Origin of the sequence: Shewanella sp. ENK2 (assembly GCF_043568515.1) — a bacterium.
Lineage (GTDB): Bacteria > Pseudomonadota > Gammaproteobacteria > Enterobacterales > Shewanellaceae > Shewanella > Shewanella japonica.
In genome coordinates, this window is sequence record NZ_CP171406.1 from 4120984 (window position 1) to 4142370 (window position 21387).

Consider the following 21387-nt stretch of genomic DNA (forward strand, 5'->3'; position numbering starts at 1 on the left):
AAGACTAAAAACTAGGATTACTACAAAAGTGTTCTTTTGCATAAGCGACGCGTTCTTCCACTGATAACGTCGGTCCTTTTAGACCTTCGACATGTTTAAGTCTTCCTACAATCCCTTTTCCATTTGCTGTTTGAATAGCAAGTCCGGGACGTGCATTGAGCTCAAGTAATAAAGGCCCACGTTCTTTATCTAATACCATATCGGTACCTAAGTAACCCAGTTCACACATCTCATAAGCGCTTGATGCGGTATGTAACAGTGTGTCCCAATTGGGTACTTGAATTTTTGATAATTCAAAGTTGGTGTCTGGGTGTTTAAGCACTGGTTTATCGAATTGAACAGCATGCAGGCTCTTACCTGTCGCGATATCTAAACCAACCCCAACTGCGCCTTGGTGCAAATTAGCTTTGCCGTCTGAGGCTGCAGTAGAACATCGAAGCATTCCCATGACGGGGTAGCCTTTGAAAATAATCAACCGAATATCTGGAACGCCTTCATAACTGAAACCGTCAAAAACCGGATCAAATTGAATTAAGCCTTCAACAATACCGACATCTGGCTTACCGCCTAAGGAGAATAAGCCACTCAATATGTTTGATACATGACGGTAGACTTCATTAGGGGTAACTTCGTCACCATTAGGTTTGTAGTAACGTCCATTTTCTACATGGGTAATAACTAAAATCCCTTTACCACCAGATCCTTTAGCGGGTTTGATAACAAAGCCACTTCGTCCTAAAACCATTTGTGGGATTTCATTAATTTTATGCTGTTCTTCAACAACACCAATTAAGTCAGGCACCGCAATATCGTTAGCTAGCGCAAGCTGCTTTGTAATCAATTTATCATCAACACGCTTGTAAAACTTACGTGGATTATATTTGCCAATATAATCGATATTGCGCTTATTCATGTTTAACACGCCATTTCGGCGTAACTCCCAAGGCCAAGCAAAGTTCATTACTTATCTCCAGCCAAAGGCTTAAAGCGTTTAAGCTCTGTTAAGCGATATCCTGTGTATTGTCCCATCACAAGAACTAAGGCTAAAATCACTAAGTGAATACCTAAGAAGTTAAATACCCAATGTTGGATTAGCGTGTTACTCATTGCCAAATAAGCTAAGGTTGCGACAAATAGACTGCCGCCACCTGCCATCATGACTGATTTAGGGCCTTCTTCTTCCCATAAAATCGACATTCTTTCAATCGTCCAAGCAAGAATAATCATCGGGAAGAAGGTAATAGTTAATCCTTCACTAAGCCCAACCTTATAAGAGATAAGGGTAAATAAGCCAATGATGAAAATGACCACAATGATGACGGCCGATATTCGGGATATTAGCAGTAAGTTGAGCTGCGATAAGTAAGAACGAATCATCAAACCAAACGCCACAATTAGCAAGAAGCCGATTAGACCTGTCAATAATGTAGTTTGTATAAAGGCGAGGGCGATTAATACTGGCATAAACGTACCAGACGTTTTAATCCCGATAATGACGCGCAAGAATACGACGACTAACACACCAATAGGAATTAATAGAATGCCCTTAAAGGTGCTTTGCTCTTCAAGTGGTAATTGATACAAAGAGAAGTCTAAGCTATCGGTATTCATCATCATATCGATAGAGGTCGCTAAGGCTGAGCGAGTCTCTTGTAACATTGAGAAGTTAACTTGTGAATTACTCCCCCCAGTTACATCGAGTACTGATAAGCCATTGTGCTGCCAAAGAACCAAGTTTTCAGGACGGCCTTGTTTATTATTTTCAACGTCAAATAATACCCACTCACCATCTTGGTAGACTTGAACATAGGGATTTAATTGTTGACGACGACGCTGATCTTCAAGCATTAAGCCGCTAACTTGTTTAGCAGGAACCCCTTTAGATTGCATCATATGTAAAAATAGTTGGGTGCGCGTATTTACCGATAACAATAGGGCGAGATTTTGAGATTGATTACTGTCATTAATCACAGACATAAGCTGTTGCGCGTAAGACAGATTACTGGCGCTTCGTTCCCATACATCATTGATAATTTGTTCAGCTGCACCGCGCTCTGTAACTTGCCAAAGGTATGGTTCAGGAGTCACAGGTTCTTCTTCTGCATCTACTGATAACTGACCCGTAGGCACTAATGTGACGCGGTAGTACAGAGATTGGCGGCCTGAAGCTTCACGTATTGACCACACGGCACGGCGATCTTCACCTTCAGAGATATTTAAGCCATAACCTGCAGATGTGGCATTTTCAGCAAGCACGTCAAATGCGGGATCTTGTGGTAAAGACAAAGATGCTTCAGCAGGTTTGTCTGTGCCATTGAACATCACTTTGGCTTCAACTGACCAGCTTTGAACTTGTTTGCCCGGGAAAAACGGTACGTTATGCTCAACACTTCGATAAATACTGGTACTAATGCCAAATATAAAAAGTAGGGCGACAAAGATAAAAAACGGTTTACGAGAATGCATTTTAAGTCCTATTGGCTGTTAGTCGCTGCTTGTTGCGGTTTTTTACCGTGAATATAAATTTGGCCGACATCAACAACTGCAATGTCTTTCATAAACTTACGACCAAGCAGTAATGGATATTCAAGGTGGCTTCGGTCGGTTAAGTTTAAATCTGTTTCAGCTGCATATTTGCCAATTTTTAGATGAGCATGGATTACTGGGCGTCTATCGTCTGGCGCATCTGCATCCTGTTTAATACGTACAAATCGCTCAACTTTATGCTCGAATGTATTACCTGGTTGATCTTTTCCATTGGTCATTACATCAAAACGAACCCACTGAACACCGTTTCGCTCAAAAAGAACGATATTTCTGGCATCTAATGATGAAGACTCAGCACCGGTATCAATACGTGTTTCAAATGACGCCTTAAGTTCATCGACATAAACATGTTCAACTTCACCAAGCATGATTTTGTCAGACACTGCAGATTCAGGACATTGCGGAGCTTCACTGAGCTGTGCAAGTGCAGCTGCATCATCATTCATTTTTTTAGATTGTTTTGCTAGTGCATCGGTAATCTGTAATTTTAGATCGTTTACTTCAGCGCTTAAGCTTTGCATCTCGGCGGTAGAGTGGGCGCATTGTGCATTAATGGCTTCAATGATGGCAGTTTGAGACGAAGCTAAATTTGCATTTAACTCATCACTTCCAACTGGCGTGATTTTGTCTTTACTTGCACAACCGGCCATTAAAGTAGCGGTGATTGATAAAACGATTACCTGCTTTAACATGACAATTCCTGTTATTAATACATCTGAATTTATTATTTTTACTATTTGTTATTACTAACCAGTGTAAGGTTAGACTAAATCATGATTGGGTTGATTTTTTATTGCTATGATTGTGGCTCTTTTAGGAGCAGGGTAACCCTCTACTGTTAAGCTCACATCATTAGGGTCAAGATAATCCACTAAAGATTCATTCTTCATCCACTGCGTAGAACGTTGTTCTGCCATGGATGTAATATCTACGTCTACACATCTAATATCGGTAAAGTCGCATTTCTTTAACCATAGCATGAGTGCATCTACAGAGGGTAAAAACCACACGTTATTCATCTTGCCATATCTATCTTCCGGTACGAGAACGGCATTTTCATCACCATCTATGACTAACGTTTCAAGCACAAGTTCGCCACCCATTCTTAATTGGTCGCGTAATTGAAGCAAGTGATCTATCGGTGAACGGCGGTGGTAAAGGACTCCCATTGAAAACACGGTATCAAAGGCGTCGAGTGGAGGTAACTCTTCAATTCCTAGTGGTAATAAATGAACAGGGTGTTCATTACCTGCTAGGCGTTTAACAGCTTCAAACTGGCATAAAAATAGTGGTGAAGGGTCAATACCAACCACACGTTTAGCACCAGCACCAAGCATTCGCCACATATGGTAACCACTGCCACAACCCACATCTAAAACCGTACGGTTTTCAAGTGGTGAAATATGTTCTTTTACTCGGTCCCATTTCCAATCACTTCGCCATTCAGTGTCAATGTCGATACCATGGATTTGAAATGGTCCTTTACGCCAAGGTTGAAATAATCCGAGTAAATTCTTTAGCTTTTCAGCTTGTCCCGTAGTTAATTGCGAGCCATCTCCAATTTGTACACCATTGAAGAGGTCTATTGTAGTTGGCGCTGGGTAATGTAGCTTATTGAGTACTTTTTCCCATTTAGGTAAATTGCCGTGTTTATGTTCACGCTGCCATTTACCTAATATTGCTGGAAGTTCTTCTAACCAATGTTGAAGATTCGAGTCTGCTATTTGCTGATAAAAAGAACTAAAACTAATCACTTTATTGCCACCATAGATGCAAAGTTAAAACATTGAAACCACACTGTCGAATGGCTAAAACCATTATCGGCAAAACGCTGTTGATGCATAGATAAGCTATCAGGGCGCATGACATTTTCTAATGCACTGCGCTTTTGGCTAATTTCTAATTCGCTATATCCATTGGCACGTTTAAAGTCTAAGTGTTGCTCATCCAGTAATGTCTGAATAGTAGCATCTTCAAAGCGTAATTTTTCTGATATGACTAATATACCACCAGGCAATAGTCCTTGATAAATTTTGGCGATGATTGCGTCTCTATCCGTTACAGGTAAAAACTGTAATGTAAAGTTAAGCACCACCATTGATGCGTTTGATATTTCGATGTCTCTTATATCACCACAAATTAATTCGACTTCGGTATCGCTAACGTAGGCTGATAGATTCTCTTGGCAACGAGACACCATTGATTCGCTATTATCAACAGCAATGATACGGCATTGACGCTGCTCAATTTGACGACGAATACTTAGCGTAGCTGAACCTAACGAACTTCCTAAATCGTAAACGTTAGATTTTGGTGTGACGTAACGATTAGCAAAATCACCTATGGTGCTAATGATTTGTGTATAACCAGGAACAGAGCGACGGATCATGTCGTTAAAAACACCTGCTACACGATTATCAAACTGAAAATCTGATATTTGTTCGCTAGCGGAAGCATAAATTGTGTCTTGTTGAGAATTCATCTGCAGTAACTTGAAAAAATCGTAATTTCATTTTAGCTAATCCTAGCAAATAGCAGCAAGTATCCTATTGGTATTTTTTGTATTTTTTTATTTATTTAGCTAATTTTGCATAATTTTTTAATGTAAGAGGTCAAATGGTCGATATAAATCGGTATGATGAACATAAATGTAAAAACTTTTACATTGTTAGCAGAAGTTCTTAATAAATTTTTTACAGAAGGGAATCACTGATAAAGTGGTAAACCTCATTATAAATCATTGTAGAGTTGGGACAATTTACAAAGGAATGCGCTTGAAGTTAATTAGAACATTATTAGTAATAGTACTGGTTATCCCTTTTTTCTTCTTCGTTTCAGCCAATGAAGGCACTTCTTCTGTTGCTGAATCGCTACCAAGTAGTATGACATTATCTATGAGTGAGGATGCTTATCCTTATCAATTTGTCGACGCTAAAGGTAACGCTGCAGGGGTCATGGTTGATTTATGGCGCGAGTGGTCAATAGTCACAGGTACCAAAGTGACATTTAAACCCATGCAATGGCATCAGTCTTTACAAGCCTTAACAGATGGAGATGTTGATTTACATATTGGTATGGCGGTGACAGAAGAGCGACTGCGACAATTCTCCTACGCTGATAAAGTTTCGTCACTTCACTCCTATTTATACCTGCATAAAGATATCGCAAATAAAAAATCCATTACAGAAATCAAGCCTTTTAAAATTGGCATCATTGAAGGCACTTCTCACGAAGCCGATTTATTAGCCATAGAACCTAAATTAACCTTTAAATATTTTAAAACCAAACAAGCGCTATATGATGCTGTGGTAGCAGGTGAGTTATATGCTTTTGCTGCTATACAGGGTTATTACAATGGTATTCCAATCAATTTAGAATTAGCTAATAACTTTCATATTTCATCAAGATTACTGATCAAAGAAATTGATTTGTCTCCTGCAGTAAAGATAAAAAATGCAGCTTGGTTACCTGCGATTAATCAAGGTTTTGAGCAAATACCCACGCAGTTAGTTGATGAAATTGAAAAGCGATGGTTTGGTTATCGTCGTGAATCAAGTGGTGTTGTCATTGCGATGCAGATGAATGTCGAACCTTTCGTTGATATTGGTTTAGATGGTTTACCCCATGGTTTGTTTGTTGATCTTTGGCGTTTATGGTCTGAAAAAACAGGCATTGCTATTGATTTTATTCCAAGTGATATGAACGGCAGCATCGAGTTGATTAAGCAAGGTCATGCTGATGTGCATATTGGCTACCCGGAAAGCGATCAAATCAATACGGGGCTTAATAGGGCTAATCATATCTATTCTGTAAAAAGTCGATTTTTTAGCTATGAAAAAGAAATAAAAGACATTAGCGAAGTTGATGGAAAGCGTATCGGTTTATTTGCGACATCGCCTTACATCATCGAATTAAGAAAATTAGTTCCTAATGCGCAAATTCGTTATTACGACTCAATCGACCAATTAATAAAGGCCAGTCGCGACGGCGATATTGTTGGATTCGTTGCTTCGAGCGCGTATACCTCACACTATTTACTTAACCATAAATCTTGGTCTGAGTTTTATCAATTTAATGCCGTAGACTTTGATACCAATATTTATAACCTCACAAATTTAGAAGATGTTGAGCTTGCAGAGCGAATTGCCAATGGTTTTAAGCTGATTAGTCAGTATGAAATGGCGAAAATAGAGCAAAAATGGCTACTCAATAAAGCCGATAGGACGTTTTCTACTATTGATAAAAAAATCTATATCAGCAATAAGGAAAAGCAATACTTAGCTTCACTAGGTGCCATTAAGTTAGGTTACTTAACCGAATGGGCTCCAATGGAATATCAAAATGAACTAGGTGAATTTTCTGGTATTAATAAAGATGTCGTCAACATTATTACTCATCAGCTTGGTATCGACATTATTCCAGTTGCGTATCAGAACTGGAGCATGCTCAATCAAGATTTAAAAATGGGGAAAATTCACCTTGTCGGGAGTATGGCGAAAAATAGCCATCGTGAGCCAAACCTTGAATTCACTGAGGGCTATTGGCCGTCACCTTGGGCAATTGCCACTACGTTAACCCAGCAACCATTGTTTAACCTAAGCCAATATAATGGTAAGCGTATTGCAGTGGTTAAAGATTACAATGTGATTAATATTTTAAGGCAGCAATTTCCAGGCCTTGAAATTGTGCAAGTAGAAAGCACGAAAAGTGGCTTGAATGCAGTGTCTTCGGGTCACGTAGACTTGTTCATTGAACAGGTTGTTACACTGGCTTACGCCCTTAATGAAGGGGGCTTTCCTGATTTGAAAATGGCCTTGGTTGCTGATTTAACTGAGCAAAAAAGTCACATTGGTGTCTATCCAAAATTAAAGGAACTGGTACCGATATTAAATCGAGCAATTGAAACCATTGATGAAACTAAACAGCAACAATTATACCAAGACTGGGTCGCAGTCGATTTACGGTCAGAAGCTGACAAGTACCAAAAGTGGTTCAACATTGTGCTATTTGGCTTGCTGATTATCAGTGTGATTACGTTTGTTGTGTTCTTAGGTAATAAGCGCCTTAAACTTGAAATTTCGCGTCGCAAGAATGCCGAAAAGAAAATAAAATTTATTGCAGAACATGATCCTGTGACCAAGTTACCTAATAGAGGATTATTAGATGACCGTTTGGCTTGCGCAATCAATAGCCATCACCGAGAGCAGGTGAAGTTTGCGTTGTTATTTATCGATTTAGATAAATTTAAAATGGTGAACGATCAATATGGTCATCATATTGGTGATGCGCTATTGATAGGCATTGCTGACTTGCTTAAGACGGTGGTGAGAAAGTCGGATACCGTGTCGCGATTTGGCGGTGATGAGTTCGTTATCTTACTTAATAAAATTGAAAGTGCTCAATGTGCAGCCAAAGTCGCCGACAACATTTTAAACGTGCTCAGTGAGCCAATTAAGGTGGGAGAGATTTCGTTAACCGCATCTGCAAGTATTGGCATCGCCGTTTATCCAGATGATGGTGATGACCCGATTTCATTGTTACAGTTCGCTGATAAAAAAATGTATACAGTGAAAAAGCAGGGTGGTGATAAACACAGCTAATCGTTGCCATTGGCTCTAAAATGGCCAAAAGCAGCCAAAACATTATTGTTTGCTGCTTTTTTGCACGCTTATGCTGCTAAGTTTTTCCTAAACTCTAGCCAATTGCAGTAAACTGATTGATACTTCCTAGCAAAAATTACGCACTCATTTATTAAACGCTAAATTGGCGTATTATAAGTGCTATAGTTGCCAGCATTATTTTAATATAATGCAAAAATACATTCTTTTAGACACCTATTTCCGAATAAAGGGTAGAGTTAAATGCGCAGTCATTATTGTGGAGACGTCAATAAGTCTCATCTTGGTCAAGAAGTCACCTTAGTCGGTTGGGTTAACCGTAGCCGTGATTTAGGCGGTGTTATATTTTTAGACCTTCGTGACAGAGAAGGGATTGTTCAGGTTGTATACGATCCTGACTTAGAAGATGTGTTCAAGGTGGCCAGCAGTCTACGCGGTGAATTCTGTGTGCAAGTTAAAGGCTTAGTACGTGCGCGTCCTGATAGCCAAATCAATGCGCAGATGAAAACTGGGGAAATTGAAGTATTAGGTAAAGACCTAACCATTATCAATACTTCAGCGCCATTACCGCTGAGCATGGATAATCACCAAAACAATAGTGAAGAACAACGCTTAAAATATCGCTACCTAGATTTACGTCGCCCAGAAATGGCTGATCGTTTGGTTTTCCGCTCAAAAGTGACTAGCGCTGTTCGTCGCTTTTTAGATGACAGTGGCTTTTTAGATATTGAAACACCAATATTAACCAAAGCCACACCTGAAGGTGCGCGTGATTATTTAGTACCAAGTCGTACTTATAAAGGTCAGTTCTTTGCTTTGCCTCAGTCTCCACAATTGTTTAAGCAATTGTTAATGATGTCGGGCTTTGATAGATATTACCAAATCGTAAAATGTTTCCGTGATGAAGATTTACGTGCAGATCGTCAGCCTGAATTTACTCAAATTGATATCGAAACGTCATTCATGTCATCTGAGCAAGTGATGGCAAAAACGGAAGAAATGGTTCGCGGTTTATTTAACGATTTACTGAATGTGGATTTGGGCGAATTTCCAAGAATGTCATATGCAGAAGCAATGACACGATATGGTTCAGATAAGCCTGATTTACGTAACCCGCTTGAATTAGTGGACGTCGCTGACGTATTAAAAGACGTTGAATTTGCAGTATTCAGTGGTCCAGCAAATGATGAAGAAGGCCGTGTAGCAGCATTACGTATTCCGACAGGTGCATCACTGTCTCGTAAACAGATTGATAACTACACTAAATATGTCGGCATTTACGGCGCTAAAGGTTTAGCGTGGATGAAAATTAATGATTTAAGTACTGGGATGGAAGGTATCCAATCTCCTGTGCTTAAATTCTTGAACGAAGACATCGTTAATGAAATTATTGCTCGCACTAATGCACAAACTGGTGACATTATTTTATTTGGTGCAGATAAAGCTAACGTAGTTGCGGAAGCCATGGGCGCATTACGTCTTAAAGCCGGTGAAGACTTTGAGTTGTTAGAAGGTGAATGGCGTCCATTATGGGTTGTCGATTTCCCTATGTTCGAAAAAATAAATGGTGGCTTCCATGCTGTTCACCATCCATTTACCGCACCTCGTGGTGTTTCGCCTGAGCAATTAGAAGCCGATCCAGCTGGTACTGTTTCTGATGCTTATGACATGGTACTTAATGGTTGCGAATTAGGTGGCGGTTCAGTCCGTATCCACAATGCAGAAATGCAAAGTGCAGTATTCCGCATCTTAGGTATTTCAGACGAAGAAGCAAACGAGAAGTTTGGTTTCTTATTAGAAGCGTTACGTTACGGTACACCACCACATGCTGGTTTAGCCTTTGGTTTAGATCGCATTATTATGTTGATGACCGGGGCAAGCTCAATTCGTGATGTGATGGCATTCCCTAAAACAACAACGGCAGCATGTCCACTAACCAATGCTCCAGGATTTGCCAATCCACAACAACTGGTTGAGTTAGGTGTGAGTGTCATTCCACAAGAGAAACCTGCTGCTGACGAGTAAGCTTAATGATTAAGTCGATTTTTTGTATGTCGACATCAAGCATTAAATGACAAACCGAGGCAATTGCCTCGGTCTGTTTTTATATAGAACAAAATAACTGAAGGAGTCGTAATGGCAGGTCACAGTAAATGGGACAACATTAAACATCGTAAAGCAGCGCAAGATGCAAAACGAGGAAAACTTTTCAGTAAATTTATCCGAGAGTTAACAGTATCGGCACGTGAAGGTGGATCAGATCCTGATGCAAACCCGAGACTGCGTGCCGCGATTGATAAAGCCTTATCCAATAACATGACCCGTGATACAGTCGAGCGTGCTGTTAAACGTGGGGCTGGTGAGCTGGATGGGCAACAACTTGATACCATCATTTATGAAGGTTATGGACCTGGCGGTACTGCAGTGATGGTTGAGACCATGACTGATAATAAAAACAGAACCGTATCAGGTGTGCGTAATGCGTTCAGTAAATCGGGTGGTAACTTAGGTACTGATGGTTCAGTTGCTTACATGTTTACTAAGTCCGGTGTCATTTCTTATGATGCAAATATCGACGAAGATGAATTGATGGATGCTGCATTAGAAGCGGGTGCCGAAGATGTTATCACCCATGACAATGGCGCATTTGATGTCATGACTACGCCGGATGCTTTTGGTGTGGTAAAAGATGCATTAGATGCAGCAGGCTTTGAAGCGATTAATGCTGAAGTGACTATGATTGCAGGAACTAAAGCTGAATTAGATGCGGATACAGCTGCTAAATTTATGCGCTTAATTGATAACCTTGAAGATCATGATGATGTTCAAGAGGTATATCATAATGCTGAAATTTCAGATGAAGTAATGGAGACCTTGGGTTAACACGCTCAAGCAATGGGTAAACCATGACAATTATATTGGGCATTGACCCAGGCTCTAGGATCACAGGTTACGGCGTTATTCAATGCCAAGGTCGCCAACAACGCTATCTTGGTAGTGGCTGTATTCGAACTTCTGCCGATGATTTACCCACAAGACTCAAGCAAGTTTTTGATGGTATAACAGAAATCATTAAACAGTATCAGCCAGATCAATTTGCCATTGAACGTGTGTTTATGGCTAAAAATGCCGATTCAGCACTCAAACTCGGCCAGGCGAGAGGAGTGGCAATTGTTGCTGCTATGAACGCCAACTTACCCGTTGCTGAATACAGTGCAACTCAGATCAAAAGTGCAGTTGTTGGTACTGGACGGGCCCAAAAAGAGCAAGTTCAGCACATGATCCAACAAATTTTCAAATTGCCAGCTGCCCCGCAAGCAGATGCCGCAGATGCATTGGGTGTTGCCGTTTGCCATCATCATACTTTTCAAAGTTTAATTGCAATGGGCGGTAAAGCCCAAAGCCGAACATACGGACGTTATAAATGATAGGAAGATTAAGTGGGTTGGTTGTTGAGAAACAAGCACCGGAAATCGTGTTGGATGTAAATGGTGTAGGTTATGAGTTACAGGTACCTATGACCAGTTTCTATGAGCTCCCTGAGTTAAATCAACAAGCAATGTTATTCACCCACTTTGTGGTGCGTGAAGATGCACAGCTTTTGTATGGTTTTATAACCAAGCAAGAGCGGGCGTTATTTAGGTTATTAATTAAAACTAACGGTGTAGGTCCTAAACTCGCATTAACAATATTGTCTGGTATGACGGCGGCGGAGTTTGTTAATTGTGTCGAACGAGATGATATAGTCACTTTAGTTAAGTTACCTGGAGTCGGTAAAAAAACGGCAGAGCGTTTAGTGGTTGAGATGCGAGATAAGCTTAAAAGCTTACTAGAGGCTTCAGTTGGATCTGAGCGCGAGTTTGCTTTACAGAGTAATTATAAGCCAGCAGCTGTTGAAAACAATGCAGAAGAAGATGCCATTGCAGCACTTGTTTCTCTAGGCTATAAACCTGCACAAGCGAGTAAAGCTGTATTAAGTGCATACACTGACGGTATGAGCAGCGAAGTCCTGATTAAGGCTGCATTAAAGTCAATGCTATAAAGAGGCAACAATGATAGAAGCGGATCGTTTAATTCAGCCACAAGAGTTTGAGCAAGAAGTGCATATTGACCGTGCTATGCGGCCGAAAATGCTCGATGATTACACAGGGCAAGATGACACTCGTGCACAGCTTAAAGTATTTATTGAGGCTGCACTGAAACGTGAAGAAGCACTGGATCATATGTTGATTTTCGGCCCTCCAGGTTTAGGTAAAACAACATTGGCCATGATCGTAGCTAATGAAATGGGCGTAAACATCAAATCTACATCAGGCCCTGTACTGGAAAAAGCCGGGGATCTTGCAGCCTTATTGACTAATCTTGAGCATGGCGATGTGTTATTTATTGATGAGATTCATCGATTAAGTCCAGTTGTAGAAGAAATCTTATACCCAGCAATGGAAGATTATCAATTGGACATCATGATTGGAGAGGGGCCTGCGGCTCGTTCAATTAAACTGGATTTACCGCCATTTTCTTTAATTGGTGCGACAACTAGAGCAGGGGCATTAACATCGCCATTAAGAGCGCGTTTCGGTATACCGTTAAGGCTAGAGTTTTATAACGTCAAAGATTTGTGCACCATTGTGACTCGCTCTGCCAAGGTAATGGAGTTGCCGATTGATGAAGCAGGCGCTTTTGAAATAGCCAAACGCTCTAGAGGTACCCCTCGAATTGCCAATCGTTTATTAAGACGCGTTAGAGATTACGCTGAAGTTAAACATAATGGTTTTGTTACTGAAGATGTGGCTAAAAAAGCGCTGGACTTACTCGATGTCGATTTAGAGGGCTTTGACTATTTAGACAGAAAGCTATTGTTAGCCATTATTGATAAGTTCATGGGCGGGCCTGTTGGTTTAGACAACCTTGCAGCTGCTATTGGTGAGGACAGAGAAACAATTGAAGATGTATTAGAACCATTTTTGATTCAACAAGGCTTTATTCAACGAACACCTAGAGGTCGTATTGCAACAGATAGAGCTTATCAACACTTTGATATAATAAAACCTGCAGAATAAAGTGTTAACATTTTTAAAAGGGAAAGCATTAGCTTTCCTTTTTTTATGTTTTTATAAAGTGAATAACTATTCAAAAGTGATTGTTATCATTTTTATAACAATTGCTGCTGTGTGAAATTCATTCAAAAAATATTTTTCTTCAGTATGTTGTTGCTGATTTGTTATACCTAGGCAGTATATATCTCCAATGTAAAAATATCTTATTGATTGTGCCAATATATCAATTCGTAATTAGTACAACTAACTCAAAATAATTACCCTCCATTGTTAATAATAATGCTGATGAAATAGTCATCATTATTTGATAATCCTTGAATGCTAGTTGTGGCGGCGCTTTCAGCGTTTTCTGAGTAAAACTATCCAATAGCTGAACCAATTCTGAATTAATTAACGATTCTCCAATCATGGTTCAATATATTTGTGTGATCTAGGTCACACTTTTGATTAGAAGTAAGTTTTAAAAATGTTATAACGGCACCAGTGATTAATGCTGAACAATTTACAGTTAAATAGTTTTTTATTCTGCTTATTTAAATTGAAGGTGTTTTGGGATGTAGATCACTTATTTTTTATTACAATCGCAGTGCATATTTATTAACAAAAAATGGCTTAAAAGTTACAACTTCGTGGTTTGACGAAATATCTCTGGTTATTCAGTATCTAGGCCAACGCAATTTTAAATATTTATTTATTTGCGTAAACAGAATAAGAAAAGATATCACCAGGGAGCAACAAATGATTAAAAGATCAAAACTATCAAACAGCATAAACGTGGCTTTATTAGCCTCAGTTTCCGCTGCTTCAGCCGTATCGGTAAGTGCTTATGCTGAAGAAGAATCAGCTAACGTAGAAAGAATTGCAGTTACTGGCTCCCGTATTCAACGTCAAGACATGGAAACTGCTTCTCCAGTCACTGTGATTGATGCTGCTGCGATTCGTTCAGAAGGTTTTACAACAGTCGATGAGCTACTTCAGGCTCAAACGTCAATGGCTGGTGCTGCAGTTGGTTCAAGCACCAACAACGGTTCTGACGGTGTTGCTCAAGTCGACCTTCGTGGTATGGGCTCACAACGTACACTAGTATTGCTTAACGGCCGTCGTATGGTTAACTCAGGCTCTGGTGCTGATAGCTCTGTTGATTTGAACGCTATTCCAGTTGCAATGATTGCACGAGTTGAAATACTTAAAGATGGCGCTTCAGCAGTATATGGTTCTGATGCAATTGCTGGTGTAGTTAACATTATTACTAAGAAAGACTTTGAAGGTTTCCAAATAGACGTTCAAGGCGGCATGACTGATAAGAGTGACGGTGAAAACGGCGAAATCAGTGCATTATACGGTTTCAACACTGATACAGGTAACTACACGTTTGGTGCTGCTTACTCTGAGCGTAAAGGTGTTATTCAATCAGATCGTGATTGGACAGATCCAGGTAACAGTTCTACTACACCAAATGGTTCTCTAGATGGCATGGTTAAAGATGCTGATGGTAACTGGGTTGAACGTGAAGAAGGTTACGACTTTACTCAAGACAGTTTCTATCAAACACCAAGCAAACGTTACAGCTTATTTGCAAATATGACGCAAGAGCTAGGCAGTGACATCATCTTAACTGGTGATATTCTTTACACTAAACGTAAATCTAATCAGCAACTAGCTGCACAGCCTGCAATTTTGGCATTAGATGTGTGTGAAGCTGGTGATGATCCAACTAAGTGTTTTGAACTTGATCAAGACATGATTGATGCAGGTATGGCTCCTAATGCTGACGGTCAAATCGACTACCGTAAGCGTATGAATGATGTTGGTCCACGTATTTACAGTCAAGATACTGATACTTGGAGAGTTTCTGCTGGCCTTGAAGGTTCTTTAGATATCAACACCGGTATGAACTGGGATGTATCGTATACCTATGGTAATAACAAAGCAGAGACTGCTGTAGAAAACTCAATTAATGCGACATTAATGGCTGACGCTATTTACGCTGACCAAGATGCTTGGTTAACAGGTCAACCAATGACTGATCAAGCGTTGTTAGACAGTGTTGCATACACTGAAAAAGCAGATGGCGGTAACGAGCAGCATGTATTCTCTGCTGGCCTAAATGGTGAGTTATTTGACTTAGACGCAGGCCCAGTAGCTTTCGCAATTGGTGCTGAATACCGCTACGAAAGCGGCTATTACAATCCTGATCCAATCATCGTCGCTGGTGAAGGTACGGCTGCACAGCAAGACCCAACAGATGGTAACTACAATGTTATCTCTATCTTCCAAGAAGTGAGTGTACCGTTTACTGAAAAACTAACCGGTGAATTCGCATTACGCTTTGATGATTACTCTACTTTCGGTAATGCATCAACTTGGAAAATTGGTTTAACCTACGAAGCGACTGACGACTTAATGATTCGTACCGTAGCTGCGACTGGTTTCCGTGCTCCGAGTGTTAGTGAGCTATACGGTGGTAACTCAGGTTCATATGACTACTTGGAAGATCCATGGGGAAATGAACAGGATGAGCAAATCCTAGTTAACTATACGTCTGATGAAGATCTAGAACCAGAAGAGTCAGAGTCTTACACAGCAGGTTTAGTTTACTCACCTAGCTATGTAGACGGTATGTCGTTAACTCTTGATTATTGGCGCTTTAAAGTTAAAAATGCGATCACACGTTTAGATACACAAAATGGTTTAAATAACTGTTTTGCAGGCGACCAAGCAACTTGTGAGCTATTCAACATTGGTCCGAATGGTGATTTGTCTAACCTAACGAACTCGTTAACTAACGTAGGTTACCAAGACACAAGTGGTATTGATTTCAACTTAGCTTACCGTTTCGACGCGTTAAACTTAGATTGGACAATCAGCAACGATACAACTTACTTGTTGAATTTTGAACAAGATGGCATTGACTACACTAATACTATCGACGGTAACTTCGGCGCATACGCTCAAGTACGTAACAACTTTAGTATTAAAGCAGCTCAAGATGATTGGAGTGTAATGTACTTCAACCGTTATATCGGTGAAATGGATGACTTAAGTGCTGGTACTAAAGTTGATTCAGTGCTTTATCACAACATTTCAGCTAGCTACTTTATCAATGATTCTTGGATGCTAAGTGCTGGTGTTAAAAACTTAACTGATGAAGAACCATCAAGAGTGTCTAACGGTAGTGACGGTGGTACAGTACCAGAGGTTTACGACACAATTGGTCGTACATACTTTGCTGGTGTTACCATGAAGTTCTAATCGAACTTAACATCAAAAAAAGCCAGCGTATGCTGGCTTTTTTATTGGTTTTTTTATGAAACGAATTAACCTAAGCCTTCGCTCATCGCTTTCTTTTGAATTAGTTCGATTTTATAACCATCTGGATCTTCAACAAATGCAATCTCTGTTGTGCCGCCAGCAACGGGACCAGGTGCTCGAGTAATTTTTCCGCCAGCAGCTTCAATTGCTTTACAGCGTTCATAAATATCTTCTTCACCAATAGCAAGGTGGCCAAAGCCATTACCTAAGTCATAGCTATCAGTGCCCCAATTATAAGTTAATTCGATCACCGCTTGACCAGTAGATTCTTCACCAAAACCGACAAAGGCGAGGGTATATTCATATTGGGCATTTTCAGATTTTCTCAGTAATGTCATCCCCATAACCTGGGTATAAAACTCAATACTGCGTTCAAGATTACCGACTCTTATCATGGTGTGGAGCAATTGCGACATAATAAACTCTTTGTAGTTAGTTGTTTTGTTTAGGGTAACAAATTTTAAGCCTGTTAAAAAATTGATTTAGCGTGCCATTTTACTGTTTGAGTTCACATAATTACCTCTAAAAGGTAGGAAAACTGTCTAGACACGCTAAAATTAATTTATATTCATTTGGAGACAAGATAATGACAACAGAAATAAAAATGGCTCTTGGTACCTCAGTGGTAATCGTAATTTGTTTTAGTGCTTTCTTTGTTTCAATGTTTTAAGAGCATTATTCAAGTAGCCAAAAAACCGCTTAACGCGGTTTTTTTGTGGCTGAATTTCAAGTGAGTGTTAATCTTTGTGAAGAGTTTACTAACGCTATAATTCCCAATTAAAAGCAGTTTGTTGTTCTGATACTGTCCACAGCTTGCTTAAAACAGATGCATCTGTAGCAAAGGATTCAAGCTTACACTCGCCAACAGGGCCAACCCAATTCCACCTTCCTGAAGGCCCATAGTATGCACGTTGCGCAATGGATTGTTCAGTTGCGCACATGACTTCAGGATAAGCACCTTGCTCAGCGGTTTGAACTAAGCCAAGTTTGACCATCATCGACCATGATGCGCGAGTAAACAGGTTTACTTTTTCGTTAATCAGTGAAGTGTTTGACGCACCAGGGTGGCAAACATATACCTCAACATGCTTATTCGCAGCGGCGATTTTGTTTTGTAATTCATACGCAAACATCATCTGCGCTAATTTACTATGACAATAAGTTTTGTTTGGATGATAGTTTTTATCCCAATTCATATCATTAAACTGAATTGTTTTAAGCCCCATCTTATATCCTTCACTTGCAACAACCACAATGCGTCCTTTGGATGCTTCAATTTTGTTAAACAGTAAGCCGCACAGTAAAAAATGACCGTAATGATTTACACCCAACTGACTCTCAAAACCGTCTTTAGTGAATTCTTGCTTAGCAATCTGTGCTATGGCGCCATTACAAATGAGGGCATCTATGTTTGTTACTGTTTCAAGGATGATTTTAGCTGCACCTCGCACAGATTGAAGTTCAGCGAGATCAAGTTTGATAAAGCTGACATCGGCTTCTGAGCCAAATTCTTGCTTTAATTTTGCTATCGCAGCAGAGGATTTTTTCTGGGTTACGATTAAGCATTATCACTTTTGCGCCTTTAGATAATAGTATTCTAGAAGCTTGAAATCCTGCTCCTGCATTAGCGCCTGTGATGAGATAGGTTTTGCCTAAAAGTGAACCTAACTGTGTTGGTGTCCAGCCCTTAGCACCAAATGGATTGTTGTGTGACATGTGTTTCTCCTTAGGCGATGGCGTGTGCATCGTGAATAGTAAAATGAGTTTCTTGTTCATTTAGGTGTCTGTTTAATGAACTGGTGAAACTACTATAACTCTCACTTTTGGCGCTAACTAGGCGATATAGTCTCTAAAATATGCCTATTTGTATCACCTTGTTGAGTTGGCTGTTTTTCAGTGCTACTTTTGAGTTACATGAAAACAAGCAAAATATGGCTTTATTTATTGTAGCTGTGGCAATTAGCAGCTTAGCGATTGTAGCTTGTGCCACTAAGAAGACATTTATGAGTAAATCAGAAATTAAACGATTAATAGAAGCTAAAATCACGCAAGATGGTGTAATAGAGACTGGGATAAAAGGCGTGCAACTGTTTCGCGTGACTGAATCTATGCGCTGTGCACCTGCTGTCTACGAACCTTGCGTTATAGCGATTATTAGTGGTGCTAAACAAGCCATATTAGATGGTAAACATATTATATATGATGAAAATCGTTATATGTGTTGCCCTATATCTATGCCAGTTGAAGCAGGAACCCCAACAGCATCACCTGATAATCCGTTATTAGGAGTGATGATATCACTAGATACAAAAACGATGACTGAACTTAGCATTGAAATGGCAGCGAGTGGGGGGCACAAAAATAAACATAGTACAGGCTCTCAAGGCTTATCTTTAGCGCGTTGGGAAGACACGTTTACAGATGCGTTACTGCGTCTGTTACAACTACAAGGTAGTGAACTTGATATTGCGGTTCTGGCTGCAAGCCGACTGAGAGAATTATATTTTGCGGTACTAAAAGGCGATGCAGGCGAAGCTGCGCGAGCAGCATTCGGGGTCGGAAATGAGATAGCACGTTCAATCGAATACCTTTCTTCACGTTTACATGAATCTGTCACGATTGAAGAGATGGCTGAGCAGCTAGGTATGAGCCGCGCAGTGTTACATCGAAAATTTAAGCAAGCAACTGCCATGTCGCCGATTCAATTTGTAAAAACAATGCGGTTAAATACCGCTGCAATGAAAATTGCTACAGGAATGAGTGTAAATGTTGCAGCAATGGCTGTTGGCTATCAAAGTTCTTCGCAATTTAGTCGTGAGTTTAAACGATTGTACGGACAATCACCTAAACAGTGGAGCCAAGCTACAGAGCTACCACAAGGGCAATAGTGTAATGAGTTTGATGCCTTGCTGCATCTAATCAGGAGTCATGATGGAAGATAGAATACTTATCAGAGGGCTGGGTTTTATACTCCTTTTGATTGGGTTAGTGCTGTCAGCTAACCCAGAGTTAGTGAGTAATAAACCCATTCCGGACGATACGTTTAACGCTGTTGAGCGACGGATCTGGTGGGGGTTATTTATTGGTGCAGGGCTTTTGCTTCAGTTTCATTTTCAATTAACGCCATGGCAAGCGACTGTTTCTGCAACACTCACCTCGCTACTCATTGGTTTGTTAATAGCAAGGCTTATCGGCATTGTGCTTGATGGCTCTGTTCCTAAACAATGGGTCAATGTCGCGATAGAACTTGTGATGTTAGTGCCTTTAGTTTGGTGGACGATTAAAACACGAAGTTAAATAATTTATTGTAGCTGAAATAAATCAGTCACTTAAGTGCATGGAGCGGCAAGGCTAAGTTTATCTCAATGGTCCTATAACGACATAAAATAAGCGTAAACCTAAAGCTATTTTCTGCTAATAATAAGAAGAATAGCTTTCAGGTTAGAAGCTTTTATTTAAGGCTAGTTAGCACCATTAACTTTAGTGCTATTAACTTTAGTGTTATTAACTTTAGTGCTATTAACATTAATCTCGTTCGATTTAGCCTTATTCACTTTAGTCTTTACTAGCTTGAGTCCAAGTCACTTCGGCTAATTGATTAGTTGCTGTTTGATGAATAATTAGACCATTTTCTCCCATCCTCATGTGCCGGATAAGTCCTGAATAAACTCCATCCTTACTAGGAATTTGCCAGCTTTGCATGGTTTCATTTTTAAGATCAAATCTGACTAATGTCTCTGGTCTTTTAGCGGATTCATTAAACCAAATTGCATCATTTGCATACTCTATTGCATAAGGATGACTATATTGACCACTAGGCGTATCCCATTGTGTTATTTCCCCTGTTTTAGGGTTATATCTGCCGAGTTTTCCCATGCCTGAATTGACATAAAACACCATATCATCAGGAGTAATTGCGAGACGTCGCGTATGAGTCTGCTCACCAGGCAAGCGAATTTCATCTAAAGCCATAGATTGCTTATCTACTTTAATCAGACAGTTTGAGCCATTACATGAGACCCAAGGTGTACCTGTCGAGTCGAGTTTAATGCCATAGGGGCGAGATTTTTTACTTGGCAATGAAACAAGCTTAATGTCGCCATTTATAGGATTTAATTGGCCAATCATATTACTGTGTTGAAGGGTAAACCAAAAAATGCCGTTATCATCGAATACACCAGTATGAGGATCGCGAGCGTTTTTGTCAGGCATGTTAAACACGGTAAACTTTTCTGTTTCGAGGTCTAAATAACCCACAGTGCCATTTTTATTTCCAAGAAACCAAGGCGTTAGATTTTTATCTAAGGATACGCTGTGGGGGAAGGTGCCTTCTGGAAGAGGGTATTCCTTCATTTCACCCGTTTGGGGATCCAGTCGCCCAAGGATATTCCCCCATTGTCCTACCCACCAAATAATGCCATCTTTTCCTTGAATTGGGTCCCTTGCTCGTTGGCCCAGTGTGGGGACTTGCCAGTAGGTAAATTGTAACTCAATGTCACCATCGACTACTGTCGAAGCACGTTTGTCATTAGGCGGGTTGTTATTGGCAAGATATTTACTAATTTGACTGGCAGAATTAGGATCTAGTTTAACCATGGATGATATAAGTGACTGCCAATGAGCTTGTGAATACCCAGCACTGCGATCAATATTGTTAATGCCATGGCAGCTCGAGCATAGCTGGTTAACCATTGTTGCTTGATCATCACTTAACACCGACGTTGAGCTTAACGTTAATGTAAATAATGCAGTTAATGAAGCTAGCCGCTGTAAATTGCTTTGCTGATGTCCCACTGAAGCCTCCTAATCACGTTGATTGAGTATCCACTATGCACCCAAAATGTAACTGTTTA

At 40.1% G+C, this 21387-nt stretch carries 18 protein-coding genes; 9 read left to right on the forward strand and 9 right to left on the reverse strand.

Features of this window, described 5'->3' with window-relative positions:
* Positions 1-4: 4 nt before the first annotated feature.
* From ACGEDC_RS18025 to cmoA, 5 genes are all read right to left on the reverse strand, one after another.
* Complete coding sequence (locus tag ACGEDC_RS18025; protein WP_055025899.1) at positions 5-961, reverse strand: alpha-L-glutamate ligase-like protein; 957 nt, start codon at positions 959-961, stop codon at positions 5-7.
* A complete protein-coding gene (locus tag ACGEDC_RS18030; protein ID WP_055025900.1) occupies positions 961-2466 on the reverse strand; it encodes an inactive transglutaminase family protein in 1506 nt (501 codons plus the stop codon). The genes ACGEDC_RS18025 and ACGEDC_RS18030 overlap by 1 nt, the downstream gene beginning before the upstream one ends.
* An 8-nt stretch (positions 2467-2474) precedes the next feature.
* Complete coding sequence (locus ACGEDC_RS18035; protein WP_055025901.1) at positions 2475-3239, reverse strand: ATP-dependent zinc protease; 765 nt, start codon at positions 3237-3239, stop codon at positions 2475-2477.
* Positions 3240-3308: 69 nt separating this feature from the next.
* Positions 3309-4301 (reverse strand): tRNA 5-methoxyuridine(34)/uridine 5-oxyacetic acid(34) synthase CmoB, encoded by a 993-nt coding sequence (gene cmoB / locus ACGEDC_RS18040; protein WP_055025902.1) that lies wholly within the window; start codon positions 4299-4301, stop codon positions 3309-3311.
* Positions 4298-5029, reverse strand: a complete 732-nt coding sequence (cmoA, locus tag ACGEDC_RS18045; RefSeq protein ID WP_055025903.1) for a carboxy-S-adenosyl-L-methionine synthase CmoA — start codon at positions 5027-5029, stop codon at positions 4298-4300. Before cmoA ends, cmoB begins: the two co-directional genes overlap by 4 nt.
* 292 nt (positions 5030-5321) lie before the next feature.
* On the opposite strand from cmoA, the gene ACGEDC_RS18050 reads away from it, so the two are divergent.
* From ACGEDC_RS18050 to ACGEDC_RS18080, 7 genes are all read left to right on the forward strand, one after another.
* Positions 5322-8147: a diguanylate cyclase domain-containing protein gene (locus tag ACGEDC_RS18050; protein WP_394494869.1), complete on the forward strand. Its 2826-nt coding sequence runs from the start codon at positions 5322-5324 to the stop codon at positions 8145-8147.
* Positions 8148-8408: 261 nt separating this feature from the next.
* Positions 8409-10190, forward strand: coding sequence for an aspartate--tRNA ligase (gene aspS, locus ACGEDC_RS18055; protein ID WP_394494871.1), 1782 nt, complete (start codon positions 8409-8411; stop codon positions 10188-10190).
* Positions 10191-10301: 111 nt separating this feature from the next.
* Entirely contained in the window at positions 10302-11048 is a 747-nt protein-coding gene (locus tag ACGEDC_RS18060; protein WP_055025906.1) for a YebC/PmpR family DNA-binding transcriptional regulator, read from the forward strand.
* A gap of 23 nt (positions 11049-11071) precedes the next feature.
* On the forward strand, positions 11072-11593 hold the full coding sequence (gene ruvC / locus ACGEDC_RS18065; RefSeq protein ID WP_080915591.1) for a crossover junction endodeoxyribonuclease RuvC: 522 nt from the start codon (positions 11072-11074) through the stop codon (positions 11591-11593).
* Positions 11590-12207: a Holliday junction branch migration protein RuvA gene (gene ruvA, locus ACGEDC_RS18070; protein WP_055025908.1), complete on the forward strand. Its 618-nt coding sequence runs from the start codon at positions 11590-11592 to the stop codon at positions 12205-12207. The genes ruvC and ruvA overlap by 4 nt, the downstream gene beginning before the upstream one ends.
* 10 nt (positions 12208-12217) lie before the next feature.
* Positions 12218-13225, forward strand: a complete 1008-nt coding sequence (gene ruvB, locus ACGEDC_RS18075) for a Holliday junction branch migration DNA helicase RuvB (protein WP_055025909.1) — start codon at positions 12218-12220, stop codon at positions 13223-13225.
* 735 nt (positions 13226-13960) lie between these two features.
* Positions 13961-16474, forward strand: coding sequence for a TonB-dependent receptor (locus tag ACGEDC_RS18080; RefSeq protein ID WP_282166875.1), 2514 nt, complete (start codon positions 13961-13963; stop codon positions 16472-16474).
* Positions 16475-16539: 65 nt separating this feature from the next.
* Here the strand turns inward: ACGEDC_RS18080 and gloA are convergent, their stop codons facing one another.
* The 3 genes from gloA to ACGEDC_RS18095 form a co-directional block, all read right to left on the reverse strand.
* A complete protein-coding gene (gene gloA, locus ACGEDC_RS18085) occupies positions 16540-16950 on the reverse strand; it encodes a lactoylglutathione lyase (RefSeq protein WP_055025912.1) in 411 nt (136 codons plus the stop codon).
* A 348-nt stretch (positions 16951-17298) separates the two neighbouring features.
* A complete protein-coding gene (locus tag ACGEDC_RS18090; protein ID WP_394498396.1) occupies positions 17299-18093 on the reverse strand; it encodes an SDR family NAD(P)-dependent oxidoreductase in 795 nt (264 codons plus the stop codon).
* Positions 18005-18250: a hypothetical protein gene (locus ACGEDC_RS18095; protein ID WP_394494876.1), complete on the reverse strand. Its 246-nt coding sequence runs from the start codon at positions 18248-18250 to the stop codon at positions 18005-18007. Before ACGEDC_RS18095 ends, ACGEDC_RS18090 begins: the two co-directional genes overlap by 89 nt.
* Before the next feature lie 287 nt (positions 18251-18537).
* On the opposite strand from ACGEDC_RS18095, the gene ACGEDC_RS18100 reads away from it, so the two are divergent.
* Positions 18538-19422: an AraC family transcriptional regulator gene (locus ACGEDC_RS18100; protein ID WP_394494878.1), complete on the forward strand. Its 885-nt coding sequence runs from the start codon at positions 18538-18540 to the stop codon at positions 19420-19422.
* 43 nt (positions 19423-19465) lie between these two features.
* A complete protein-coding gene (locus ACGEDC_RS18105; RefSeq protein ID WP_167692905.1) occupies positions 19466-19831 on the forward strand; it encodes a DUF4345 family protein in 366 nt (121 codons plus the stop codon).
* A gap of 258 nt (positions 19832-20089) precedes the next feature.
* Here the strand turns inward: ACGEDC_RS18105 and ACGEDC_RS18110 are convergent, their stop codons facing one another.
* The gene (locus tag ACGEDC_RS18110; protein ID WP_394494881.1) at positions 20090-21328 is read right to left on the reverse strand and encodes a virginiamycin B lyase family protein; all 1239 of its coding nucleotides are present in this window, start codon (positions 21326-21328) and stop codon (positions 20090-20092) included.
* Positions 21329-21387: the final 59 nt, after the last annotated feature.